This window comes from Haladaptatus sp. T7 (genome assembly GCF_026008575.1).
Classification (GTDB): Archaea; Halobacteriota; Halobacteria; order Halobacteriales; family Haladaptataceae; genus Haladaptatus; species Haladaptatus paucihalophilus.
Genome location: NZ_BROP01000002.1, coordinates 192,143 through 211,314, shown reverse-complemented (window position 1 = coordinate 211,314; position 19,172 = coordinate 192,143). Strand labels below are relative to the sequence as shown.

19 protein-coding genes are annotated in these 19,172 nt (G+C 60.1%); 9 read left to right on the top strand and 10 right to left on the bottom strand.

Going from position 1 to position 19,172, the window contains the following annotated elements:
• Positions 1–223 precede the first annotated feature (223 nt).
• Positions 224–3,595, bottom strand: coding sequence for a PKD domain-containing protein (locus tag OPC11_RS07085; RefSeq protein ID WP_264781465.1), 3,372 nt, complete (start codon positions 3,593–3,595; stop codon positions 224–226).
• Between the two features lie 296 nt (positions 3,596–3,891).
• On the opposite strand from OPC11_RS07085, the gene OPC11_RS07080 reads away from it, so the two are divergent.
• The 3 genes from OPC11_RS07080 to lrpA1 all read left to right on the top strand — a co-directional run bounded on the left by OPC11_RS07080 (position 3,892) and on the right by lrpA1 (position 7,252).
• A complete protein-coding gene (locus tag OPC11_RS07080; RefSeq protein WP_007978903.1) occupies positions 3,892–5,781 on the top strand; it encodes a 2-oxoacid:acceptor oxidoreductase subunit alpha in 1,890 nt (629 codons plus the stop codon).
• 2 nt (positions 5,782–5,783) lie between these two features.
• Positions 5,784–6,719: a thiamine pyrophosphate-dependent enzyme gene (locus tag OPC11_RS07075; protein ID WP_007978905.1), complete on the top strand. Its 936-nt coding sequence runs from the start codon at positions 5,784–5,786 to the stop codon at positions 6,717–6,719.
• 104 nt (positions 6,720–6,823) lie between these two features.
• Positions 6,824–7,252, top strand: a complete 429-nt coding sequence (gene lrpA1, locus OPC11_RS07070; RefSeq protein ID WP_007978906.1) for an HTH-type transcriptional regulator LrpA1 — start codon at positions 6,824–6,826, stop codon at positions 7,250–7,252.
• Here lrpA1 and OPC11_RS07065 read toward each other — a convergent pair.
• Positions 7,245–7,835, bottom strand: coding sequence for an arsinothricin resistance N-acetyltransferase ArsN1 family B (locus tag OPC11_RS07065; RefSeq protein WP_264781464.1), 591 nt, complete (start codon positions 7,833–7,835; stop codon positions 7,245–7,247). The two genes, lrpA1 and OPC11_RS07065, sit on opposite strands and share 8 nt — an antisense overlap.
• Before the next feature lie 87 nt (positions 7,836–7,922).
• Here OPC11_RS07065 and OPC11_RS07060 point away from each other — a divergent pair, with 87 nt between their 5' ends.
• Complete coding sequence (locus OPC11_RS07060; RefSeq protein ID WP_264781463.1) at positions 7,923–8,399, top strand: SRPBCC family protein; 477 nt, start codon at positions 7,923–7,925, stop codon at positions 8,397–8,399.
• A 34-nt stretch (positions 8,400–8,433) separates the two neighbouring features.
• Complete coding sequence (locus tag OPC11_RS07055) at positions 8,434–8,991, top strand: FAD-dependent oxidoreductase (protein WP_007978912.1); 558 nt, start codon at positions 8,434–8,436, stop codon at positions 8,989–8,991.
• 1 nt (position 8,992) lies between these two features.
• Here the strand turns inward: OPC11_RS07055 and OPC11_RS07050 are convergent, their stop codons facing one another.
• Positions 8,993–9,583, bottom strand: coding sequence for a plastocyanin/azurin family copper-binding protein (locus OPC11_RS07050; protein ID WP_007978914.1), 591 nt, complete (start codon positions 9,581–9,583; stop codon positions 8,993–8,995).
• Between the two features lie 635 nt (positions 9,584–10,218).
• Positions 10,219–11,268: a M20/M25/M40 family metallo-hydrolase gene (locus OPC11_RS07045; RefSeq protein WP_264781462.1), complete on the bottom strand. Its 1,050-nt coding sequence runs from the start codon at positions 11,266–11,268 to the stop codon at positions 10,219–10,221.
• Between the two features lie 112 nt (positions 11,269–11,380).
• Here OPC11_RS07045 and OPC11_RS07040 point away from each other — a divergent pair, with 112 nt between their 5' ends.
• Positions 11,381–11,638, top strand: coding sequence for an MTH865 family protein (locus OPC11_RS07040; RefSeq protein ID WP_264781461.1), 258 nt, complete (start codon positions 11,381–11,383; stop codon positions 11,636–11,638).
• On the opposite strand, the gene OPC11_RS07035 is transcribed toward OPC11_RS07040, so the two are convergent.
• Both OPC11_RS07035 and pdhA read right to left on the bottom strand, forming a co-directional pair.
• On the bottom strand, positions 11,639–11,872 hold the full coding sequence (locus tag OPC11_RS07035; protein WP_264781460.1) for a hypothetical protein: 234 nt from the start codon (positions 11,870–11,872) through the stop codon (positions 11,639–11,641).
• A gap of 81 nt (positions 11,873–11,953) precedes the next feature.
• Positions 11,954–13,015, bottom strand: a complete 1,062-nt coding sequence (gene pdhA / locus OPC11_RS07030) for a pyruvate dehydrogenase (acetyl-transferring) E1 component subunit alpha (protein ID WP_264781459.1) — start codon at positions 13,013–13,015, stop codon at positions 11,954–11,956.
• A gap of 211 nt (positions 13,016–13,226) precedes the next feature.
• Here pdhA and OPC11_RS07025 point away from each other — a divergent pair, with 211 nt between their 5' ends.
• The 3 genes from OPC11_RS07025 (at position 13,227) to OPC11_RS07015 (ending at position 15,880) form a co-directional block, all read left to right on the top strand.
• Positions 13,227–14,537 carry a M28 family peptidase gene (locus tag OPC11_RS07025; protein ID WP_264781458.1) on the top strand — a complete coding sequence of 437 codons (1,311 nt, stop codon included), beginning with the start codon at positions 13,227–13,229 and terminating at the stop codon, positions 14,535–14,537.
• A gap of 114 nt (positions 14,538–14,651) precedes the next feature.
• On the top strand, positions 14,652–15,392 hold the full coding sequence (locus OPC11_RS07020; RefSeq protein ID WP_264781457.1) for an ATP-NAD kinase: 741 nt from the start codon (positions 14,652–14,654) through the stop codon (positions 15,390–15,392).
• 53 nt (positions 15,393–15,445) lie between these two features.
• Positions 15,446–15,880: a hypothetical protein gene (locus tag OPC11_RS07015; protein WP_264781456.1), complete on the top strand. Its 435-nt coding sequence runs from the start codon at positions 15,446–15,448 to the stop codon at positions 15,878–15,880.
• A 392-nt stretch (positions 15,881–16,272) separates the two neighbouring features.
• On the opposite strand, the gene OPC11_RS07010 is transcribed toward OPC11_RS07015, so the two are convergent.
• From OPC11_RS07010 to OPC11_RS06995, 4 genes are read right to left on the bottom strand one after another with little or no spacing between them, the layout of a single operon-like run.
• Entirely contained in the window at positions 16,273–16,806 is a 534-nt protein-coding gene (locus OPC11_RS07010; protein WP_264781455.1) for a multiprotein bridging factor aMBF1, read from the bottom strand.
• Between the two features lie 41 nt (positions 16,807–16,847).
• On the bottom strand, positions 16,848–17,450 hold the full coding sequence (locus OPC11_RS07005) for a CDP-alcohol phosphatidyltransferase family protein (RefSeq protein WP_007979132.1): 603 nt from the start codon (positions 17,448–17,450) through the stop codon (positions 16,848–16,850).
• The gene (locus tag OPC11_RS07000) at positions 17,450–17,968 is read right to left on the bottom strand and encodes an AAA family ATPase (protein ID WP_264781454.1); all 519 of its coding nucleotides are present in this window, start codon (positions 17,966–17,968) and stop codon (positions 17,450–17,452) included. The genes OPC11_RS07005 and OPC11_RS07000 overlap by 1 nt, the downstream gene beginning before the upstream one ends.
• Complete coding sequence (locus tag OPC11_RS06995; protein ID WP_264781453.1) at positions 17,965–19,134, bottom strand: pyridoxal phosphate-dependent aminotransferase; 1,170 nt, start codon at positions 19,132–19,134, stop codon at positions 17,965–17,967. The genes OPC11_RS07000 and OPC11_RS06995 overlap by 4 nt, the downstream gene beginning before the upstream one ends.
• Positions 19,135–19,172: the final 38 nt, after the last annotated feature.

Below are 19,172 nucleotides of genomic sequence, written 5' to 3'. Positions count from 1 at the left end.
ATCTTTTGTAAAGTGGGATTTGACACAGACACCATTAAATGACTGTATATATCTCGTATCACCGCTTTTCGAAACCGGACATCCAGAGTTGCCATTATTAAGTGAATTAGCACCTACAATTGGAACAAAAATGAACGAACATAGTGCTATTATAATCATGGTGATTGTAACTTCACGCTTCATGCAGATGATTTGTGCACAATAGGTATATAAAATTAATGTGTTATGTCATGCAGTTTGTTTCACCATTACAGCCGTTTTCTCGTTGGTCTCGGTGGTGTTTGAGTTGCGTCCGAAGATCAGAATCGGTCAGGAGATTTTGGAAGGACTCATCAACGATCTTCTCCCCGACAGTATTGTTCTGAATTTCGCCACCTTCGGTAACATACTGACGAACAAGGTCGACTTTTGCAGTCACGTAGGTCATTACGACGGTATCTGATTCCAGATACTGATCGACAGTTTTGGTCTCGGTACCCGTCCGTTTCTTTAGACTCCACTTCACGTTCGGGCGATAACTTCCAATTCGCCAATCACTGTTCCGGGCGAACGACATTGCGACATCCCGTTTCGTCGTCGTTGACTGCTCTTGCCATTCGTACTGTGCGTCTCGGACTTTCTCCCGCGTTTGCACTCCGTACGTATAGTCTACGCCCGTGTGTCGTTCCGAGTACTCGAACCGATACTCTGTATCGTACTCTGCATCCTCTACTTTCACTCGCTTTTGTTCACCCGTATAGTAGTCATCGAAGTTAAATTTTTGATACGACCAGTAGGTATCCGTCTCGGTGACCGTATAGGTATATGTCTCGGTCGTCGTGTACGTCCTTGAGACGGTCGTCGTGTACGTGTACTGCTCCGGAACTTCGAAACAGATACCGTTCGGACGACACTGCATCACGTATTTGGTATCCGTTTTCGTCACTTCGACCTGTTTCGTCTTCCGGACCGTTCTCGTCCCCGTCTTCGTCACTTCGTGTTCGTGAGCGAACTGTTTCAACGTTCGATACTGCGCCGGGTGAACCTGCACACGTCGTGTCTCCCCGGTGAATCTCCCTCTCCCCGATTTCGAATCGTGCCATTCGTGCTCGGTCGTCGTGTAGGTGTATTTTTCCGCCTTGCGACCCGTCGACCACCAGTTCGGGTGTCCCTGTAAGAATGCCGACTGCTGTAACTCGGTCGAGAACGACCGATCAACATCTTCGTATTTCGCGTCCCGAACCTTTTTGCGCTTTTCGAGCGAGTACTCGAAGCCATCACGACTCTTCTGATCGACCGAATATCCCTTCGAGAGATAGCGGTCGCGTTTCTCCGGCGATGTTGCGAGTTTCCAGTCGTACGTCGGCCGGTTAACGAAATACTCCGTGCTCTTGATTCTGGGGTTCGTCCAGAACTGACCGTATCTCCGCATTACCTCGACATCCGGAATTTCGATCTCGTTGTACGTCTCCGGTCTCTCTTCGTTATATACCCGCACCTTCACGGTGTCGTTTTTCCGGAACAGTTGGGATGCTGGAAGCTCCACGATTCCAGCGTAGTATCGAGGGTCCGTACCGTGGAAATTTTCTTTAAGACTCCTTTTCGTAATCTTGTCTTTTTGCCAATCAGTGATCGAACCGGATGCACCTTCAATTGAAATCCCCAAATCATATCGAAGGTGATAGCTATTTTTGCTAAATTTGTATCGTTCGGTCGTGACCCGTAGACGTATCGTCTCGTTTGGTTTGTAAGGCCCGTCCGAAAGCAACTCCACATTTTTAATCTCCGGCGCGAAGTAGTTGAGAAAGTGGGAATTGACCGAAGCCGACTTGTTGTATCCGTCGCGGACTTCCAGTCCAGCGAGTTCGACGGAGCTAAACTTCGCTGTCGTGTTATCCGGAGTGATCGGATTAGCTCCTTGTTTCCAGATATACCTTAACTCTGATCCATCCGGGTCGAACGAGTCGCCCGCATCCACAACCATCCCCAGATTGGTCGGACGATAACCGGTCCCCCCATCGCGGATGACCGAAAGTCGAATTTCTGGAGGGCTGGGGTGTACGTGGAGAGTAGACTTGCTGGAGAGAGCCGTTTCTAAATTGCCAGTCTTTTTATTTAATACATCGTATTCTCTGGCTATTTTGTAATTTTTAGGGAATTCCCCCGCAAGGAGGGATTTTATAAATAATATTTCGCCCTCTTTTGTTCTATCTTTATGTATCACTCGAATATGACGCATCTCTCCGACACTTACTTCTCGAACATCCGACGGATCAACTCCATTTAAATCTATTTTCGTCACGTGGTGTGCAGTATATCGTTTCGGGTCGATCCGCTCATCGTACGAATCTACATCGTTTTTAACGAACCCTGATTGGATGATTTTCGGCATCTTCGCGGGTGTTATGGTCCGTTTCAGCGTGCTTTTTTGGCCGTGAAAATCGACTGCCGTCACGGAGAGCGTGTACTTCTTACCGACCTTGAAATCCCGAGTATCGAAGGATACCGATCGATGCCGCTGCATCGCTCCGGGGGAGGTGGCATCCATTTTAGTGCGGCCGATTCTCTTTCCACCGAGCTGGACGCGAACCGATTGCAGGTTACCGTACGGATCTGTCGCGGTGGTTCGACCAGAAACGGCACCATAACTGTCGAGCGATGGGAGGTCAATCGTGGGTTTGGGGTCGGCTACGACAGTGGTCGTCCCGTCGGAAAAACGGGCGATGTCGTGGGAGCCATCAGAGTAGGAGACGGCGGCGTACAGCGAATGGTCACCCGCTTTCCAGTCGGTCGTCAGCGTTCGACCGCTTGCGAGTCGTACGCCGTCTCCAAACCAACGTACGGAACGTATTTGGTTCGATGTGGGGATAGACTTCAAACGATACGTTCCACGAAACGGTGCCGTCCCCGTGATCAGTGAATCACCAGCAACAGTTGGCGTGTACTTCTCGGCAGTGGAACTCGACGGTGGGGGACTCCCGTTCGATCGGACAGACAAATCGATCGAATCCGTGTCCGTCTGTCCGTCCGTATCGTACACAGTAGCGGTAACCGTTCTCGTACCGGTGTTCGGGAACGTCCGGGTGATAGTATCGACGTCTTTCGCACCCGAGAGAGAATCTGTGGCGATAGCCGTTCCATCGAGTGACCAAACGATGTGGTCGAGCGATGCAGAACCCGCATCGATAGTCGCGGAGTAAACCGTTTGCTGGCCGACGAAAGGGGTGCGTGAACCCGAAACGTCAACGGTCGGGGACTCGCCCGGCGACACGGTGATGTAGAGCGAGTCTCGACTTTTAGTACCATCCTCGTCGGTAACCGTCACAGATACCGTGTACGTTCCGACGGTGTTCGGACGGAATCGGGTTTGCGGACAACTCGGACAGTTCGGTTCGATCGTTCGATTACCGGGTGTCTCTATCGTCCACTCGTATCCTTCGACGTATCCATCCGGGTCGTGTGAGCCAGTGGCGTCGAGAAGGACGGTGCTTCCTCGCGCGACGTGCTGGTCGAGACCAGCGTCCGCGAGCGGCGGTTCGTTCGCCGTCGTTACCGACGGTAGAAATGTCGTCGTGAGTAGTAGTAGCATGATGGTGCTCGATACGACTCGGTTCATGAGATTCGACGAGTTTTGCATCGGTTTGGTTTAAAAAGTTATTTGATTTATCTATATTTATATATTAAAACATTTGCCTGAAAACGGGGGTGCAATAACCGCGAGGTGTCGTAAAGGTCTGTCCATCAACCGTTAAACAATCATTAATAAATACAGAGTTTATCCAGTCAAAACGCCTGAAATCAGCCGTTACGCGCCATCTATCACAATAGTTCCTTGCTAATCTATGGCAAAGGCTTTACCACCTTGCGACTCAACTCTTATCCACTAGGCCCGGGAGGCCAGGAGCTTCAATTATGACGGATGACGAACTCATCTGGCGAATCGCAGGCGGTTCCGGTGACGGGATCGACTCGACGAGTCAGAACTTTGCAAAAGCCCTCATGCGAGCAGGGTTACACGTATTCACGCACCGACACTATCCGTCGCGCATTCGCGGCGGCCACACCTACGTGGAGATTCGCGCGGCGGACCACGAAGTCAAATCGCGCGGGGACAACTACAACTTCCTCCTCGCGCTCGGAGACAGCTTCGCGCGAAACCCACAGGAAGAAGCCTACTACGGCAACGAAGAGATCAAGCCCCTGTCGGAGAACTTGGACGAACTCCGCGAGGGTGGCGTCATCATCTACGATTCGGGACTGCTCGACACCGACGACATTCCGGACTTCGATGAGCGCGTTGAGGAGAACAACTGGCACGTCTTCGACTTGGACCTTCGCGGACTCGCCAAGGAGCACGGCCGCGAAGTCATGCGAAACACGGCCGGCGTCGGCGCGACGTGCGCCATCATCGACCTCGACCTCGAAATCGTCGAGGAGCTGATGAGCGAGGCCATGCCGGAGAAAATCCTCGAACCGAACCTCGAAATCCTTCGAGAGTCCTACGAGGACGTCAAGGAGAACTACGACACCGACGTCGGCGTCACCGTTCCCGAGAGCGAACACGACGAGGAACAGATCCTCATCTCGGGGAGCCACGGTATCGCCTACGGTGCCATCGACGAGGGATGTCGGTTCATCTCCGGGTACCCGATGACGCCGTGGACCGACGTGTTCACCATCATGACCCAGCACCTCCCCGACCTCGGCGGAATCTCCGAACAGGTCGAGGACGAAATCGCCGCCGCCTCGCTCGCAATCGGTGCGAGCCACGCGGGTGCAAAGGCGATGAGCGGGTCGTCCGGCGGTGGATTCGCGCTGATGTCCGAACCGCTCGGACTCGCGGAAATCACCGAGACGCCCATCGTGCTCGTCGAATCGATGCGCGCCGGTCCCTCGACCGGGATGCCGACGAAACCCGAACAGGGCGACCTCGAACACGTCCTGTACACGAGTCAGGGCGACTCGAACCGCGTCGTCTTCGCACCGGGTGATGCCCGGGAATCGTATATCCAGACGCGCAAGGCGTTCGAACTCGCGTACAACTACCAGATTCCGAGCATCATCCTCTACGACCAGAAACTCTCCGGCGGTCACGAGACGGTTACGGAGTCCACGTTCGACCGCGAGCCGAACCCGGACATCGGCGAAGTCGTGACCGAGGAAGACATCGAGCAGGGCGAGCGTCTCGCCGGTCGCTTCAAGCGCTACCGCTACGACGGCGAAGATGGCGTCAGCCCGCGCTCCCTGCCGGGACAGAAGGGCGGCAACTTCCTCGCGTCCGGTAACGAGCACAACGAGGCCGGTCACATCAGCGAGGACCCGGACAACCGCGTCACACAGATGGACCGACGGATGGAGAAACTCGACGCCATCCGCGACGAACTCGACGCGATGGACGAGTCCCACCAGACCGTCTACGGCGACGAGGACGCCGACTACGCCATCCTCAACTTCGGCAGCACGAAGGGTGCCGTCGAGGAGGCAGTCGACATGTTGAACGAGGATGGCCACTCGGTCAAAGCCATGAACGTCAGCGACATGGTGCCGTTCCCGAAGAACGAGGTCAATTCGTTCCTCGAAGGCGTCGACGAAGCGCTCGTCGTCGAGATGAACGCCACGGCACAGTTCCGCCGCCACATTCAGGCGGCGACCGGCAAGCACGGCGACAAGCTGTTCAGCCTGCTGAAATACGACGGCAACCCGTTCGAGCCGACCGACGTCGTAGACGGCTTCGAAGCACGACTCGACGGCAGTGCCGAGCCAGCGCACAACACGCGCATCGAATCCGCAACGGGTGACTGAAAATGAGTGTATTCAACGCAATCGACGAAGAACGAGATATCGACGTGAACGAGTTCACGCCCAGCCTCGAACCGCAAGCGACGTGGTGTCCGGGCTGTGGTGACTTCGGCGTCTTGAAGGCGCTGAAACAGGCGATGCCCGAAGTCGGCCGCACGCCGGACGAGACGCTGCTCGTCACGGGTATCGGCTGTTCCGGGAAGCTCTCGAGCTACTTCCAGAGCTACGGCTTCCACTCCATCCACGGGCGGTCCCTGCCGGTCGCACGAGCGGCCAAACTCGCCAACCCCGACCTCGAAGTCATCGCCGCAGGCGGTGACGGAGACGGCTACGGAATCGGCGGGAACCACTTCATGCACACGGCTCGTGAGAACCACGACATGACCTACATCGTCTTCGACAACGAGATCTTCGGACTGACGAAGGGGCAGACGTCGCCCACGTCCCCGAAGGGACACAAGTCGAAGACCCAGCCGCGCGGGAACGCGAAGAGCCCGATTCGACCGCTCTCGCTCTCGCTCACCTCGGGTGCGACGTACGTCGCGCGAACGGCGGCCGTCAATCCGAACCAGGCGAAGGAAATCCTCGCCGAGGCGATGGAACACGACGGGTTCGCACACGTGGACTTCCTCACGCAGTGCCCGACGTGGAACAAGGACGCAAAGCAGTACGTCCCGTACATCGACGTGCAGGACAGCGACGACTACGACTTCGACGTTCACGACCGTCGTGAAGCGATGGAAGCGATGCACGACGCCGAGGACGCGCTCTACGAGGGCAAGGTCCTCACCGGCCGCTTCTACGTGAACGACGAGCGCCCCTCCTACCAGCAGGAGAAACAGTCCACGGGCGACATGCCGGAAACGCCGCTCGCAGAGCGGTACTTCGACGACGATTACGAGTGGGAACGGAGCTACGACTTCCTCGACCGCCACAAGTAATCTCGTTTCTCCGTTCTCGACGGATCTAACAACCTTTTCATGGTTGCTAATGTGTTTTTCAATTCGCAAGGTATTTTTTCCTGTGCGGGAAACATACTGGTAACATGAGCACGGAATCGACCGAAGACCGCATTCTCCGGGTGTTAGAGGACGATGCGCAAGCGTCGTACTCGGAAATCGCGGACCGGGCCGGTGTTTCGAAACCGACCGTTCGAAAATACATCGACCAGCTCGAAGCCGAAGGCGTCATCGTCGGGTATTCTGCTGAAATCGACCCGAAGAAGCTGTCGAGCCAGAGTATCGCTCTGGTCGGTATCGACGTCGAAAGCGAACGCTACGTCGAGGCGACCCGAGCGCTACAGGAACTCGAAGATATCGATACGCTCTACACGTGCAGCGGCGACCACATGCTGATGGCCGAAGTGCGCGCGCCGAACGGCGATGCGGTCGGGGGCGTCATCAGCGACGACATCCTCACCATCGACGGCGTCACCGCAGCCCACCCGTCGTTCCTCCAAGAGCGACTCAAGTGATTCGTATCGATTCGCGGCCGCAATTCAACGCGTCTTCCACGGCGTTCTCCGGTACTGCAGTTAGGGGGAGCGGGGGTTCCGGGTCGTCGAGAGGTCGGAGCCGACGGTGCCACCAGCCCACGCTCCGCCACGCGTCGTCTTTGTAGCCGACGGCTTCGTACGTCCCGACGTGCTCGAATCCGAGCGATTCGTGGAGGCCGACGCTGGCGGGATTCGGGAGCGCGATTCCGGCGTACGCGTTGTAGAAGCCCTGTTTTTCGAGGAGCGAGAACAGAGACTCGTAGAGACCGTTCCCGACGCCCGATCGACGATGGTCGCGGTGGACGTACACGGACACGTCCGCGGACCACTGGTACGCCTCGCGTGACCGGTGAGAGCCCGCGTAGGCGTAGCCGAGGAGTTCGCCGTCGTGTTCACAGACCACCCATGGATAGGTTGGCAGGGTCGTTTGGATGCGGTCCGCCATCTCGTCTTCGTCCGGTGGCGTCGTCTCGAACGAGATGGTCGTTTCGCGGACGACCGGTGCGTAGATGGCCGCGATGTCGGCGGCATCGCCCGTCTCGGCGAATCGAAGGTTTGGCATGGGCGGTGTACGTTCGGAGCCGGGATAAATCGCCGTCGTACTGGTTGCGCACAAGACCTTTGAGGTGAGCGACGGAATTCCCGAACGATGGCTACCTATCAGCGCGAAGTGTGGGTCGACGCGCCGTTCGAGGACGTGTGGCGGTTTTACTCGACCATCGACGGCTTGGAGGCGCTCACACCGGGATGGATGAACCTCCGCGTGGAGGGAATCCGCGGACCGGAGGGAGAGTCCGATCCGGACGTGCTGGGGAACGGAACGGAAATCCGGCTGTCGCTTCGGCCGTTCGACGTCGGTCCGCGCCAACGGTGGGTTTCGAAAATCGTCCGGCGCGAGGAGGAAGACGGGGCCGCGATGTTTCGGGACGTGATGGAAGGCGGTCCGTTTCCCGAATGGGAACACACCCACCAGTTCTACGCCGGGGACGGGAAGACGCTGGTACGCGACGTGGTGAACTACCGATTCCCGGCGCTGGGCGAACCGGGAAGCCCGCTCGCAAAAGTCGGTTTCGAACCCATGTTCCGGTATCGACACCGAAAGACGAAGAAACTGCTGGAGCGATGAACTTTATCATCGTCAGCGTGGTATCCGACACCGTATGTCAGATGTAGCTGTCATCGGCGGCGGTCCCGCCGGATTAAGTGGGGCACTGTTCACCGCGAAAAACGGCCTCGATACGGTCGTCTTCGATACCGACGACACCGCGATGCACGCCGCACACCTGTTCAACTACCTCGGAATCAAGAGCATCGACGGTGAGGAATTCATGGAAATCGCCCGCGAGCAGGTGGACGAACAGGGGGCAGACCGAAAGCAGGGCGAGGAGGTCACGAACGTCGAGACGTCCGACGACGGGTTCACGGTTACGACCGCCGACGGAGAGTACGACGCTACCTACGTCCTCTTCACCACCGGACGGTCGCGCGAGATGGCGGAGGACCTCGGCTGTGAGTTGAACGACGACGGGACGGTGAAAACCGACTCGGACAACGAAACGACGGTCGAAAACGCCTACGCCGCGGGCTGGTGTTCCCGGGCGGACAAGATACAGGCGGCCATTTCCGTCGGCGGCGGCGCGGCCGCTGGCTTGGATATCCTGAGCACAGAAAAGGGACGTGCATTCCACGACTTCGATACGCCGGACGACGCGGAGTAGGCTACTCGACCGCTTCGCCGTAATCTCCGCCGAACTTCATGAAGAAGTATCCTATCGAGAGGGTGAACGCGAGCGCCCCCGACGTCGCAATGCCGAGCGTTTTCGCGTTACCCGGAATCGCCGGTTCCGACGACCCGGACGAGGAGCCGACGGTGATGGAACCGGTCATGCCGGCGCTCTTGTGCGGGGCACAAACGTACGCGTACTCGCCAGCCGTGCTGAACGTGTGCGAGTAGGTGTGACCGGTGTCGAAAAGCTCGCTCGCACTGCCCGAGCCTTCCCAGCCGGCACCCTCTGGTTGGCTTTCGGGGACGACGTTGTGACCGTCCGACTCCCAGACGAACTTGACCGTCGTCCCGGGCGTGACGGTCAGCTTGTCCGGGTCGAACACCAAGTCGCCGCCCGGACCGACCTTTACGGTCTTCGTCGCGCCACCGCCGCCGCCGGAACTGCTGTTGTTTTCACCGGAACTGGTCGTCGTGCCGTCTTCCTGTGCGGCCGCCGTTCCGGCCGCACCCGCCGCGACGACACCCGCAGAACCGAGGAGAAATCCACGTCGAGTGACTGATTCATCCGCTTCCCCATCTGTCATGAGCGGGGGTTTGTACCGATGGGTACTGAATACTTTGGTTTGCCTACGACCTTGTCACCACCTTTTACGACGGTCGAAAGGCGAGACCAGCGCGAATCGCGCTGGTCTCGCCCGTCTTCCTGTAAAAGCTGGACCAAAAGCACTCCTCCCTCGCTCCACTATGTTCCGCTCGGTCGTCGGCCCGGAAAATCTCCGATTTTCCGGTGAGGATGCTAGCGACGAGCGGCCGTGTCTCTGACCGATTCTAGGTTTCAGGCACTTGCTCATCCCCGGTATTTGGGTCGATAGCCGATTTCCCCGGTCGTCTCAATGACCTATCGCTCCCTCCAGTCGCTCACCGGGAAACAGCGACCGGTGGGAGTGATAGGCTGGGTGAATTTTCACGACAAGCGTCCTCACCGTGAGCGAGCGTAGTGAGCGAACGGGCCGAGGAACCCCCGGACGGAGCGACTGAAAGGAGCGACGGAAGTGGGGTGACGTGGTGCTTTTGGTCCAGCTTTTCCAGGGAATGCGAGGGAGCGGAGCTCCCTCGTTCCTCCACGGCGAAGCCGTGAAGAAGCCAGCAAGAGCGATGGCTGTCGCCATCGCTCCTGCTTGTGACCGTCGTAAAAGGTGGTGGCTGAAAGCTGGTGGCTCTAGAGCGCGTAATCGTGCTCGCCGTCCTCGGTTTCGAGGAAGGCGGTGAGGAGATCGATGGTCGCGGATACGTCGTCGCCGTTGGCACTCTCGGTGACGGTGTGGAGGTAGCGCGTCGGGATGGAGATAGCGCCGACCGGTTTCGCACCGTAGGTGTTCTGGAAACCGGCGGTGTCGGTCCCGCCCGAGGGAAGCACTTCGAGTTGGTACGGGATGTCGCGCGCCTCGGCCAGCGACCGCATCCGACGGTGGACCTTCGGGGTGGTGACGACGCTGCCGTCCTTGAGTTTGATAGCGGTGCCGTCACCGAGGCTGGTCACGTAGTCCCGTTCGCGCTTCACGGCGGGGAAATCGTTTGCGACGGTGACGTCGAGGGCGACCGCGAGGTCGGGGTCCACGTCGACGCCGAGTGCGGTCGCACCGCGAAGGCCGATTTCCTCCTGTACCGTGGCACAGAAGTGGATGGTCGCATCGGGGTCCTCGATTCGCTTTGCAGCCTCCAGCATGGCGAAGAGACAAACGCGGTCGTCGAGCGCCTTGCCGGAGACGTTCTCGCCGACTTTCCTCGTCGTCTGTTCCATCGTAACGATGTCGCCGACCGACACGCGCTCGGTCGCTTCGTCCGCCGGAAGCCCGAGGTCGACGTAGATGTCCTCGACGTCCTCTTCTTCCTCGTCGCCGTCCAACAGGTGCGGCGGTACCGAGCCGATAACGCCGGGTAGGTCACCGCCCTCGGCGTGAACGACGACGCGCTGTGCTCGCAACACGCGGGAATCCCACCCGCCGAGCGCGTCGAGCGAGACGAAACCGTCCTCGTTGACGTGCCGGACCATGAATCCGATTTCGTCCATGTGGGCGGCGACGGCGACGTCGTAGTCCTCGGACCCTTCTATCGTCCCGACGACGTTCCCCATCGCGTCGGTGTGGAGTTCGTCAACTTCGTCCTCCAACTCCCGTCGAACGATGTCGCGGATTCGGTCCTCGTACCCCGCCGCACCGTTCGCCTCCGTCAGTTCGCACAAAAGTTCGAAATCGAAATCGAATGCCATACCGAATCTCGTTCCCATCTCCGTATAAACCTCTCTGAAGCGGAGAATAAACTCACAACTTGTGTATTGTGGTTTCGGAACGTTTTTGCCGTTTACTCACACAGTGGCTGACATGGCTGACAAAGAAGCGGAATTCCGACAGCAGTTCCAGGACGCGTTCAAAGGTGCAGACTACCCCGTCAGCAACCCGATGGAACTCGTTCCGGCGCTACCGAACGGTCCCGGCACGCGCTTCGAAGCGGGCGATACGAGCTTCACGGCGATGGAGCTCGCGACGAAGATGAACGACGCACAGGACTTCCCCTACGACGACGTTGACGCCCTCGTCGATGACCTCATCGAAGGGCTGAAACAGAAGGACATGCTGTAACTACGATTCTTCTTCCTCGTCCGGCAACGCGACGAGCAGTACCTCCCACACGTCGTGTTGCTCGTTGAATCGGCTGTCTATCACCCGGTCGTTTTCCCCGAGCGGAATCGGCTGCTGTGGCTGTGACACTTCGAGCCACGTCAGCGTCGGATCCGTGATTTCCATCTCGGCGATGTCCGCTATTTGCTCGGTTTCCGCCCCGTACTCTCCCATTCGTCTTTCGTGACGTTCCATCGTAGACCCCGTGCCGGATACCACAGCCCGACACATAACTGTGCTGGCGACCGCCGCGGCGAGAACGAGTCGGGCGGGGCGTCAGCGTTCAACGTCGGGGTTTTCGGGGACGTTGGCGCGCTGTCGTGAGTAGCGGGGATGGTCGTCCGCGTACACGTGGTCGAAGATGGCATCGACGTCGTAACCGTCGTGCGCTTCGGCGGCCTCGACGGCTTCCGCGACCCGCACTTTCGCCTCCTCACGAAGTTCGTCCTCGTCCTCGTCCGTCCAGCCGTGCTCCGTTTCGAGGTACTCGCGGGTCCGTTCTATCGGGTCCTTTTCCGCCCACGCATCGACTTCCGCGTCGTCGCGGTACTTCGTCGGGTCGTCGGTCGTGGTGTGCGCACCTTGCCGATACGTGACCGCTTCGATGAGTATCGGCTCGCCCTCCTTCGCGCGTTCGAGCGCGTCGGAGACGGTCCGGTAGACGGCCAGCACGTCGTTACCGTCCACGCGGACCCCCTCGAAGCCGTATGCCTGTGCTTTCTGGGCGATGGTGGCGCTGGCCGTCTGGCGCTCGCGCGGCACCGAAATCGCCCACTGGTTGTTCTGACAGAAGAACACCGTCGGCGTCTCGAAGACGCCAGCGAAGTTCAGCGCCTCGTGGAAGTCGCCTTCGCTCGTCGCGCCGTCACCGAAGCTGGCGAGGACGGCGCAGTCGTCATCCGTGTAGTTCGCACCCATGCCGACGCCGACCGCGTGGGGCAGTTGGGTGGCGATGGGAATCGTCGGCGGAAACGTCCGGAGTCCGTCAGCATCCTCGCGGTCCACGTAGTTACCCGCTCCCGAGAGGTGGAGCAGGATGTCTCGCATCGCGTGCCCGCGGGTGATGTAAATCCCGTGGTCGCGGTAGGTCGGGAAGCAGTAGTCGTCCGGCGAAAGCGCGTACGCCGCACCGACTTGTGCCGCTTCCTGCCCCTGCAATGGCGCGTAGGTCCCGATCCGCCCCTGCCGGTGGAGCGAGACGGCTTTCTCGTCGAATGTCCGTGCGAGTACCTGTAATCGGTACATGTTCTCCACGTCCGTCGGGGAGAGATTCACGTTCCCTTCGACACTACCGTCGAGTCCAACTACGCGCGCCATGTCAGGTGCTTGTGAAGCCATATCTTGGAATCACCGACTGTCTATCGGTCAAACGGCATCATTCGTTATAAAGCATCGCCACAGAAGGAATATTGGGATGAATAGATAGGTGGTTTAAGTACCCAAATTATAAATCGCCGAGGATTCTTCCGAAAGTGACGGAATAACCGACGATTTGTCAGGATGTTACGTTTCGAAACATTTAGGCGACCCCTGAGAGATGTGTAGGCGTATGTCACAGTGGATCGGGCGGACGTTCACGAGCGATGCGGGATGGAACTTTCTGGAGACGATAGTCGATATCGGAAACCGAATGACCGGGAGCGACGGAGAACGGGAGGCCGCGGAAGCGACCCGGGACGCGCTCGCCGACGCTGGCGCGCGGAACGCTCGCCTGGCGGAGTTCGACGTGCAGGGCTGGACGCGGGGGTCTAGTTCCATCGAGGCTGGCGACACCACACAGGACTGTATCGCCCTGCCGCGCAGTCCCGACGGAAGCGCGGACGGCGAGTTGGTGGACCTCGGCTACGGACTCCCGGACGACTTCGAGAAGCACGACATCGAAGGAAAAGTCGTGATGGTCGCCTCGAACGTCCCGAGCTACTACGACCGGTTCATCCACCGACGGGAGAAGTACTACTACGCCGTCGAGGGCGGTGCGGCCGCCTTCGTCTTCCGCAACCACGTCGAGGGCTGTCTCCCGCCGACCGGCAGCGTCGGCACCGAAGAGGACCCCATCGGCGACATCCCCGCCGTCGGCGTCTCGAAGGAAGTCGGTGCTCGACTCGCTCGGCGCTGGGAAGGTGACGACGTGACGGTGAACGTCGATGCGGAGATAGACGACGCGACCAGCCAGAACGTTCACGCCGAACTCGGCCCGGACACCGAGCGGGAAGTGCTCGTCACCAGCCACATCGACGCCCACGACATCGCCGAGGGCGCGATGGACAACGGCGCGGGAACGGCCATGGTCGTCGAGATGGCGAACGCGCTCGCGGAGCGCGAGGACGAACTCGACACGAAGGTTCACTTCGTCGCCTTCGGTGCCGAGGAAGTCGGTCTCGACGGGTCGTCGCACATGGCCAGCGTCACCGACTTCGGCGGCATCAAAGCCATCCTGAACAACGACGGCGTGGCCCGAGGGCGGACGCTCACGTTCACCACGCACGGGTTCGACGAACTGGACGACGCGGCTCACGAAGTCGCGGACCAGTACGGACACCCCATCTCGACGATTCCCGAACAGGGACCGCACAGCGACCACTGGCCGTTCGTCCAGTGGGGCGTCCCGGGCTATCACGTCATGAGCGAGACGGGCGACGAGGGACGTGGATGGGGACACACTTTCGCCGACACGCTGGACAAACTCGAAGTCCGCGACCTCCGCGAACAGGCCATCCTCCTCACCGAGTTGGCGGTGTACCTCGCGAGTGACGAGTTCGAGGTCGAACACAAAGCCCCCGAGGAAATCGCCGACGCGCTCGAAGCCGAGGACCAAGCGGCGGGGATGAAGATAATCGGCGATTGGCCCTACGACGAGTAACCCGCGTCCGTTTCCGTCGCACGGTTTCACTCGGAGCGCGGTATCCTTTTCTGGTCGGGGTGAGACTGTTCTGATAATGACCGAACCACGCGACCACTATGGACGGAGGCCAGAATGCGTGTAGGCATCGTACCGAGTACCGACGGCGATGTCGTCGAGGAAATCGAGGGTGCGCTCGGTGACGAAGCCGAACCGACGACGAGCGAGGACACCGGAACCGTCCTCGACGCGAACCCGACCGTCGTCGTCGCGGTCGGCGAGCAGGCAGTAACGAACCTCGTGCGCGCGGGCGTGTCGGTCCCGGTCCTGCCGGTCGATGCCGGACCGGGATTGGAGAGCGTCGCGCCGAACGACATCGAACCCGCCGTCGCGGACCTCCTCGCCGGGGAGTGGACGACGGTGGACAGACCGCTACTCTCGGCGACGGTCGATGGTGAACACGTCGCCGACGCGCTGTTCGATGCGACGCTGGTGACCAGCGAACCCGCCCGAATATCGGAGTACAGCGTCCGCGTCGCGGGCGAAGAGGTTTCCCAGTTCCGTGCCGACGCCGTGGTCGTCGCCACGCCGACCGGGAGTTTGGGCTACGCGCACGACGCCGGAGGACCGGTCGTCGAACGCGGTACCGGGGTCGTTTCCGTCGTTCCCGTCGCACCGTTCGCCATCCACGTCGATAACTGGGTGCTCCGCGGCCCGGTGACGTTGGCCGTCGAACGCGACGAGGACGCGGTGGAACTCCTCGCCGACGACCGGTCGGTCCGTCCCGTCCGACCGCACGAACCGGTCGAAGTTGCGTTCGACGGGTCGATGGAACTCGTCAGCGTCGAATCAAGTCGGCCGTTTTTCGACGAGTGACCGAGCGGCCCAATTGGAAAGAATATAATACGCTGTCGCACTGAGTTTCGAGCATGCAACCCCTATCATTACTCGGACCGGTCGACGCGCTCGAACCGTACGCCGGGTTCGTCGTGTTCGGTCTCGTGTTGGTCAACATGCTGACGCGTATCCTCGCGTCCCGTAACTACGAGAAACAGGCAAAAGACGACGACCGCGAAACGCTGAGTCGCTGGATTCCCCACGAGGTCAGCAACATCCTGCTGGTCCTCTCGGCGTTTTACTTCCTGACGCTCCACCACCACGGCGGTATCGTCCTCTCGACGCTCGTCCTCGGTCTCATCATCACCGACTTCTTCGAAGTGGAGGCCCGCTCGGTCGAGCTGCGTCGTGGACTCCCGCTCGAAAAACCGAAAGCGGCCGTCTTGGCGTCCGTGCTCGTCCTCATGTACATCGGCTACGAGACGGTCTTCTTCATCATCAAGCCAATCTGGGACGCCGTTATCTGAAGCGGCTCCGTTCGGTTTTCCCTTTCTCGTTTCTCACATCCCGCTCCCGAGTGATGGGGTTTCGATTTTTCGTGGAGTCCAGTTTCGAGGTCGGACCTCGGTCGCAATCGGAAGGTCCGACGCGTTCCGATTGCGTGTCCGAGCGAACGGTACCCGCTCGAATACCACCGAAACGGTAGACAAGATACTGAATACGGCGGAGAGAGTACTGAATATGGAAAAATAGTACTGTAATACAACGAAAAGTACTGAATGGTACTAAAAAGCACTGTTAAATACTGAAATATACTACTTCTTCGAACCGCTCGTTTCTATCGACGAGACACCACGCCGCGTTCGCGCCGCTCACGGCGTCACGAACGTCGAAAAAGACGGAAATCGCGTCGTGGAGTTCAGTCTTTGCGTTTCACGACGTCGCCGAGGGTGTAACTCCCGGTCGAACTGCCGCCGCTCCACTCCTCGTCGTCTGCCCCGGCGCTACCGACGGTGAGGCTGATGTCGAGTTTTTTCTCCAGTTTCCTTTGCACGCTGTCGCTCGGCAGGATGTCGCCGTGTTCGAGTTTGCGGATGAGACTGGCCTTCTCGTTGAGTTCCTTGGCGAGGTCCTCCTGACTCAGACCGGTCGATTCGCGCGCGTTTCGAATTCGGTCGTCGTAATCCGGCGCGATTTCGTCCATGTCGTCGAACATGTCCCTCCGGCGCGAGCGCGACCCGCCGGATGACCCCGCACTGCCAGTGCTGGTGCTCGAATTGCCCGAAGACGAGGACGAAGACGTCGAATACTTGGTCGAGGTGGAGGAGGTCTGTTGTGTCTTGACTTCCGTGCCGAAGTCGGCACAGTTGTCACACACGTCGAGTTCCGCACCTTCGACCTTGATAGTCTTGGGAGACGCCGTTTCGGCACCGCACATCTCACACTGAACCATACTTGCTATTTACCGTCTCGACTCATAAATGGCACGCCACGTCAGGACAAGGCGCGCCACGAATAGTAAAATCGCTGGAGCGCCGTGATGTGCCCGACGACGGCGAACAGGGCGAGTAAAAGCACGACGAGCGAGTACCCGCCGACGGATTGGACGAACGCGGCCAGCGCACCGACGATGCCGATGAGCGCCAACCGGTCGGCCCGGCCGAGCAAACCGCCGTACACGCGGTCCAACCCGACGGCTTGGGCTTGCGTGCCGAGGTACGAGGTCATCAACACGCCCGTCACGGCGGCGAGTCCGAGCGCGAACCGGCCCAGTCCCGCCGCGAACCCGACGATGAGGATGATGTCGGCGTAGCGGTCGAGAACGTGGTCGAGCAGGTCGCCCGCGGGCGAGTCGGTGCCGAGTTCGCGGGCGAGCGCACCGTCGAGGATGTCGAGCCAGCCGTTCAGGAAGACGAGGACGGCACCGACGAGATACCAGACGGGGGCACCCGGGGCGACGTAGAACGCCACACCGGCACCGCCCGCGAGGACGAATGCGATGATACTCACCGCGTTGGGCGTTAATCCGAGGGTTGTCGATGCCGAGACGAACGGTCGAAGCGCGCGGTTGGCGACGGGGCGAAGTTGGTCGAGCATTAGAGGTACTCCAGATAATCGACGGTTCCGGCGGACGGTTCGCGCTCGCCCTCGATAACGGCCTCGATATCCGACGCGACCGCGTCCGGCGCTCGGTCGGTCGTGTCGATTTCGTAGACCGACTCGGTGCCGTGTTCCGCGACCGACTCCGATAAAATCACGTCTAGAGCCTCGCTCTCGGCGTTCTCCTCGGCCTTCGCGTCCGTCTCGCCGCGTTCGAGCAGTCGCTCGCGCAGCTCTTCGGGGTGACACCGGAGGACGACGACCTCCTCGGCGTCGAAGTGGTGGGCGAGGTGCGAATCGACGAGCAGGTCGTCGCCTCCGTCGCCCTGTTCGTCCAACCACTGCCGAATCGCGTCGAAGTTCGCGTAGAGACTCCCGCGCTCCTCGTCCGCCCCGTCGTGGAGTTCCTCCTCCCGAATCGCGTCGTTCAGGTGGACGACTTCGAGGTCGGTTTCGACCAGTTCCGTCGCCGTCGTCTTGCCCGTGCCGGGGGTTCCGGTGACGGCGACCCTCACGAGGACAGCACCTCGTTGAGTTCGCGCACGGCGCGTCGGGTTTCGTCTTTCGTCCCACACGTGATGCGCACGCAGTCGGGAAGCCCGAAGCTCGTGCAGTCGCGGAGGATGACGCCGCGTTCCTGGACCGCCTCGGCGACGGCGCTCGCGTCGCCGACCTCCGCGAGGACGAAGTTGCCGTGGCTCTCCCACGTCGGCGCGTCGAGGGTCTCGTAGATGTACTCGCGCGCCCACCGGGCCGTCTCGATGGACTTCTCGACGTGTTCGTCGTCCGTGAGCGCCGCGAGGCCGCCACGGCAGGCGAGTTCGCTGGCCGCGAAGGGCGTGTTCACGCGCGCATACGCGTCGGCCCACTCCTCGGGGACGACGGCGTAGCCGAGCCGGACTCCCGCGAGTCCGTACGCCTTGGAGAACGTGCGGAGGACCGCAACGTCATCACGCGGAGCGCGATTGCCAGACGCACCAGTAGGTGCATCGCTGTCATCGCGTGGAGCGCGATTGCCAGACACACCGGCAGATGTGTCGCTGTCATCGCGCTCGGCGAGGAGCGAAATCGCGCTCGGTCCGTCGGCGTACTCGCCGTAGGCTTCGTCCACGAGGACGAGCGTTTCCTCGTCGGTCTCGTCGGCGATTTTCGTCACGGCGTCGAGCGAGAACCGGCCGCCAGACGGGTTGTGCGGGCTGGTCAGGTAGACGATTCGCTCGCCGTCGTACTGGGAGAGCACGGTGTCCGCGGTCAGCGGGAAGCCGTCCTCGGCGGAGAGGCGGTACTCGTTCACCTCGCCGTGGTGGTAGCGGGCGCTCATGCCGTAGTAGGCGAACCCGGGGGAAGGGACGAGGACGGTATCGCCCGGGTCGAGCAAGGCGCGCGAGAGGTAATCGAGCGCGCCGTCGCCGCCGTTCGCCAGCCACACCTGTTCGGATTCGACGTTCCAGCGGTCGGCGAGCCGGGCGGTGAGGTCGGTGTGCGACGCCTTGGGGTACGTGCTCGCGTTCCCGGCCGCATCCCGGATGGCGTCCACCGCCGCCGGACTCGGCCCGAACGGGTTCTCGTTCGATGCGAGTTTCACGAGGTCGTCGGGGTCGATGCCGAGTTCCCGAGCGACTTCTTCGATGCCCCGTCCGGCCTGATACGCGACGTGCGCGGAGAGGTCTCGTGGTTCCATGTCGGGAGGTGTCACCGACCGGTCTTAAGCGTGGCCAC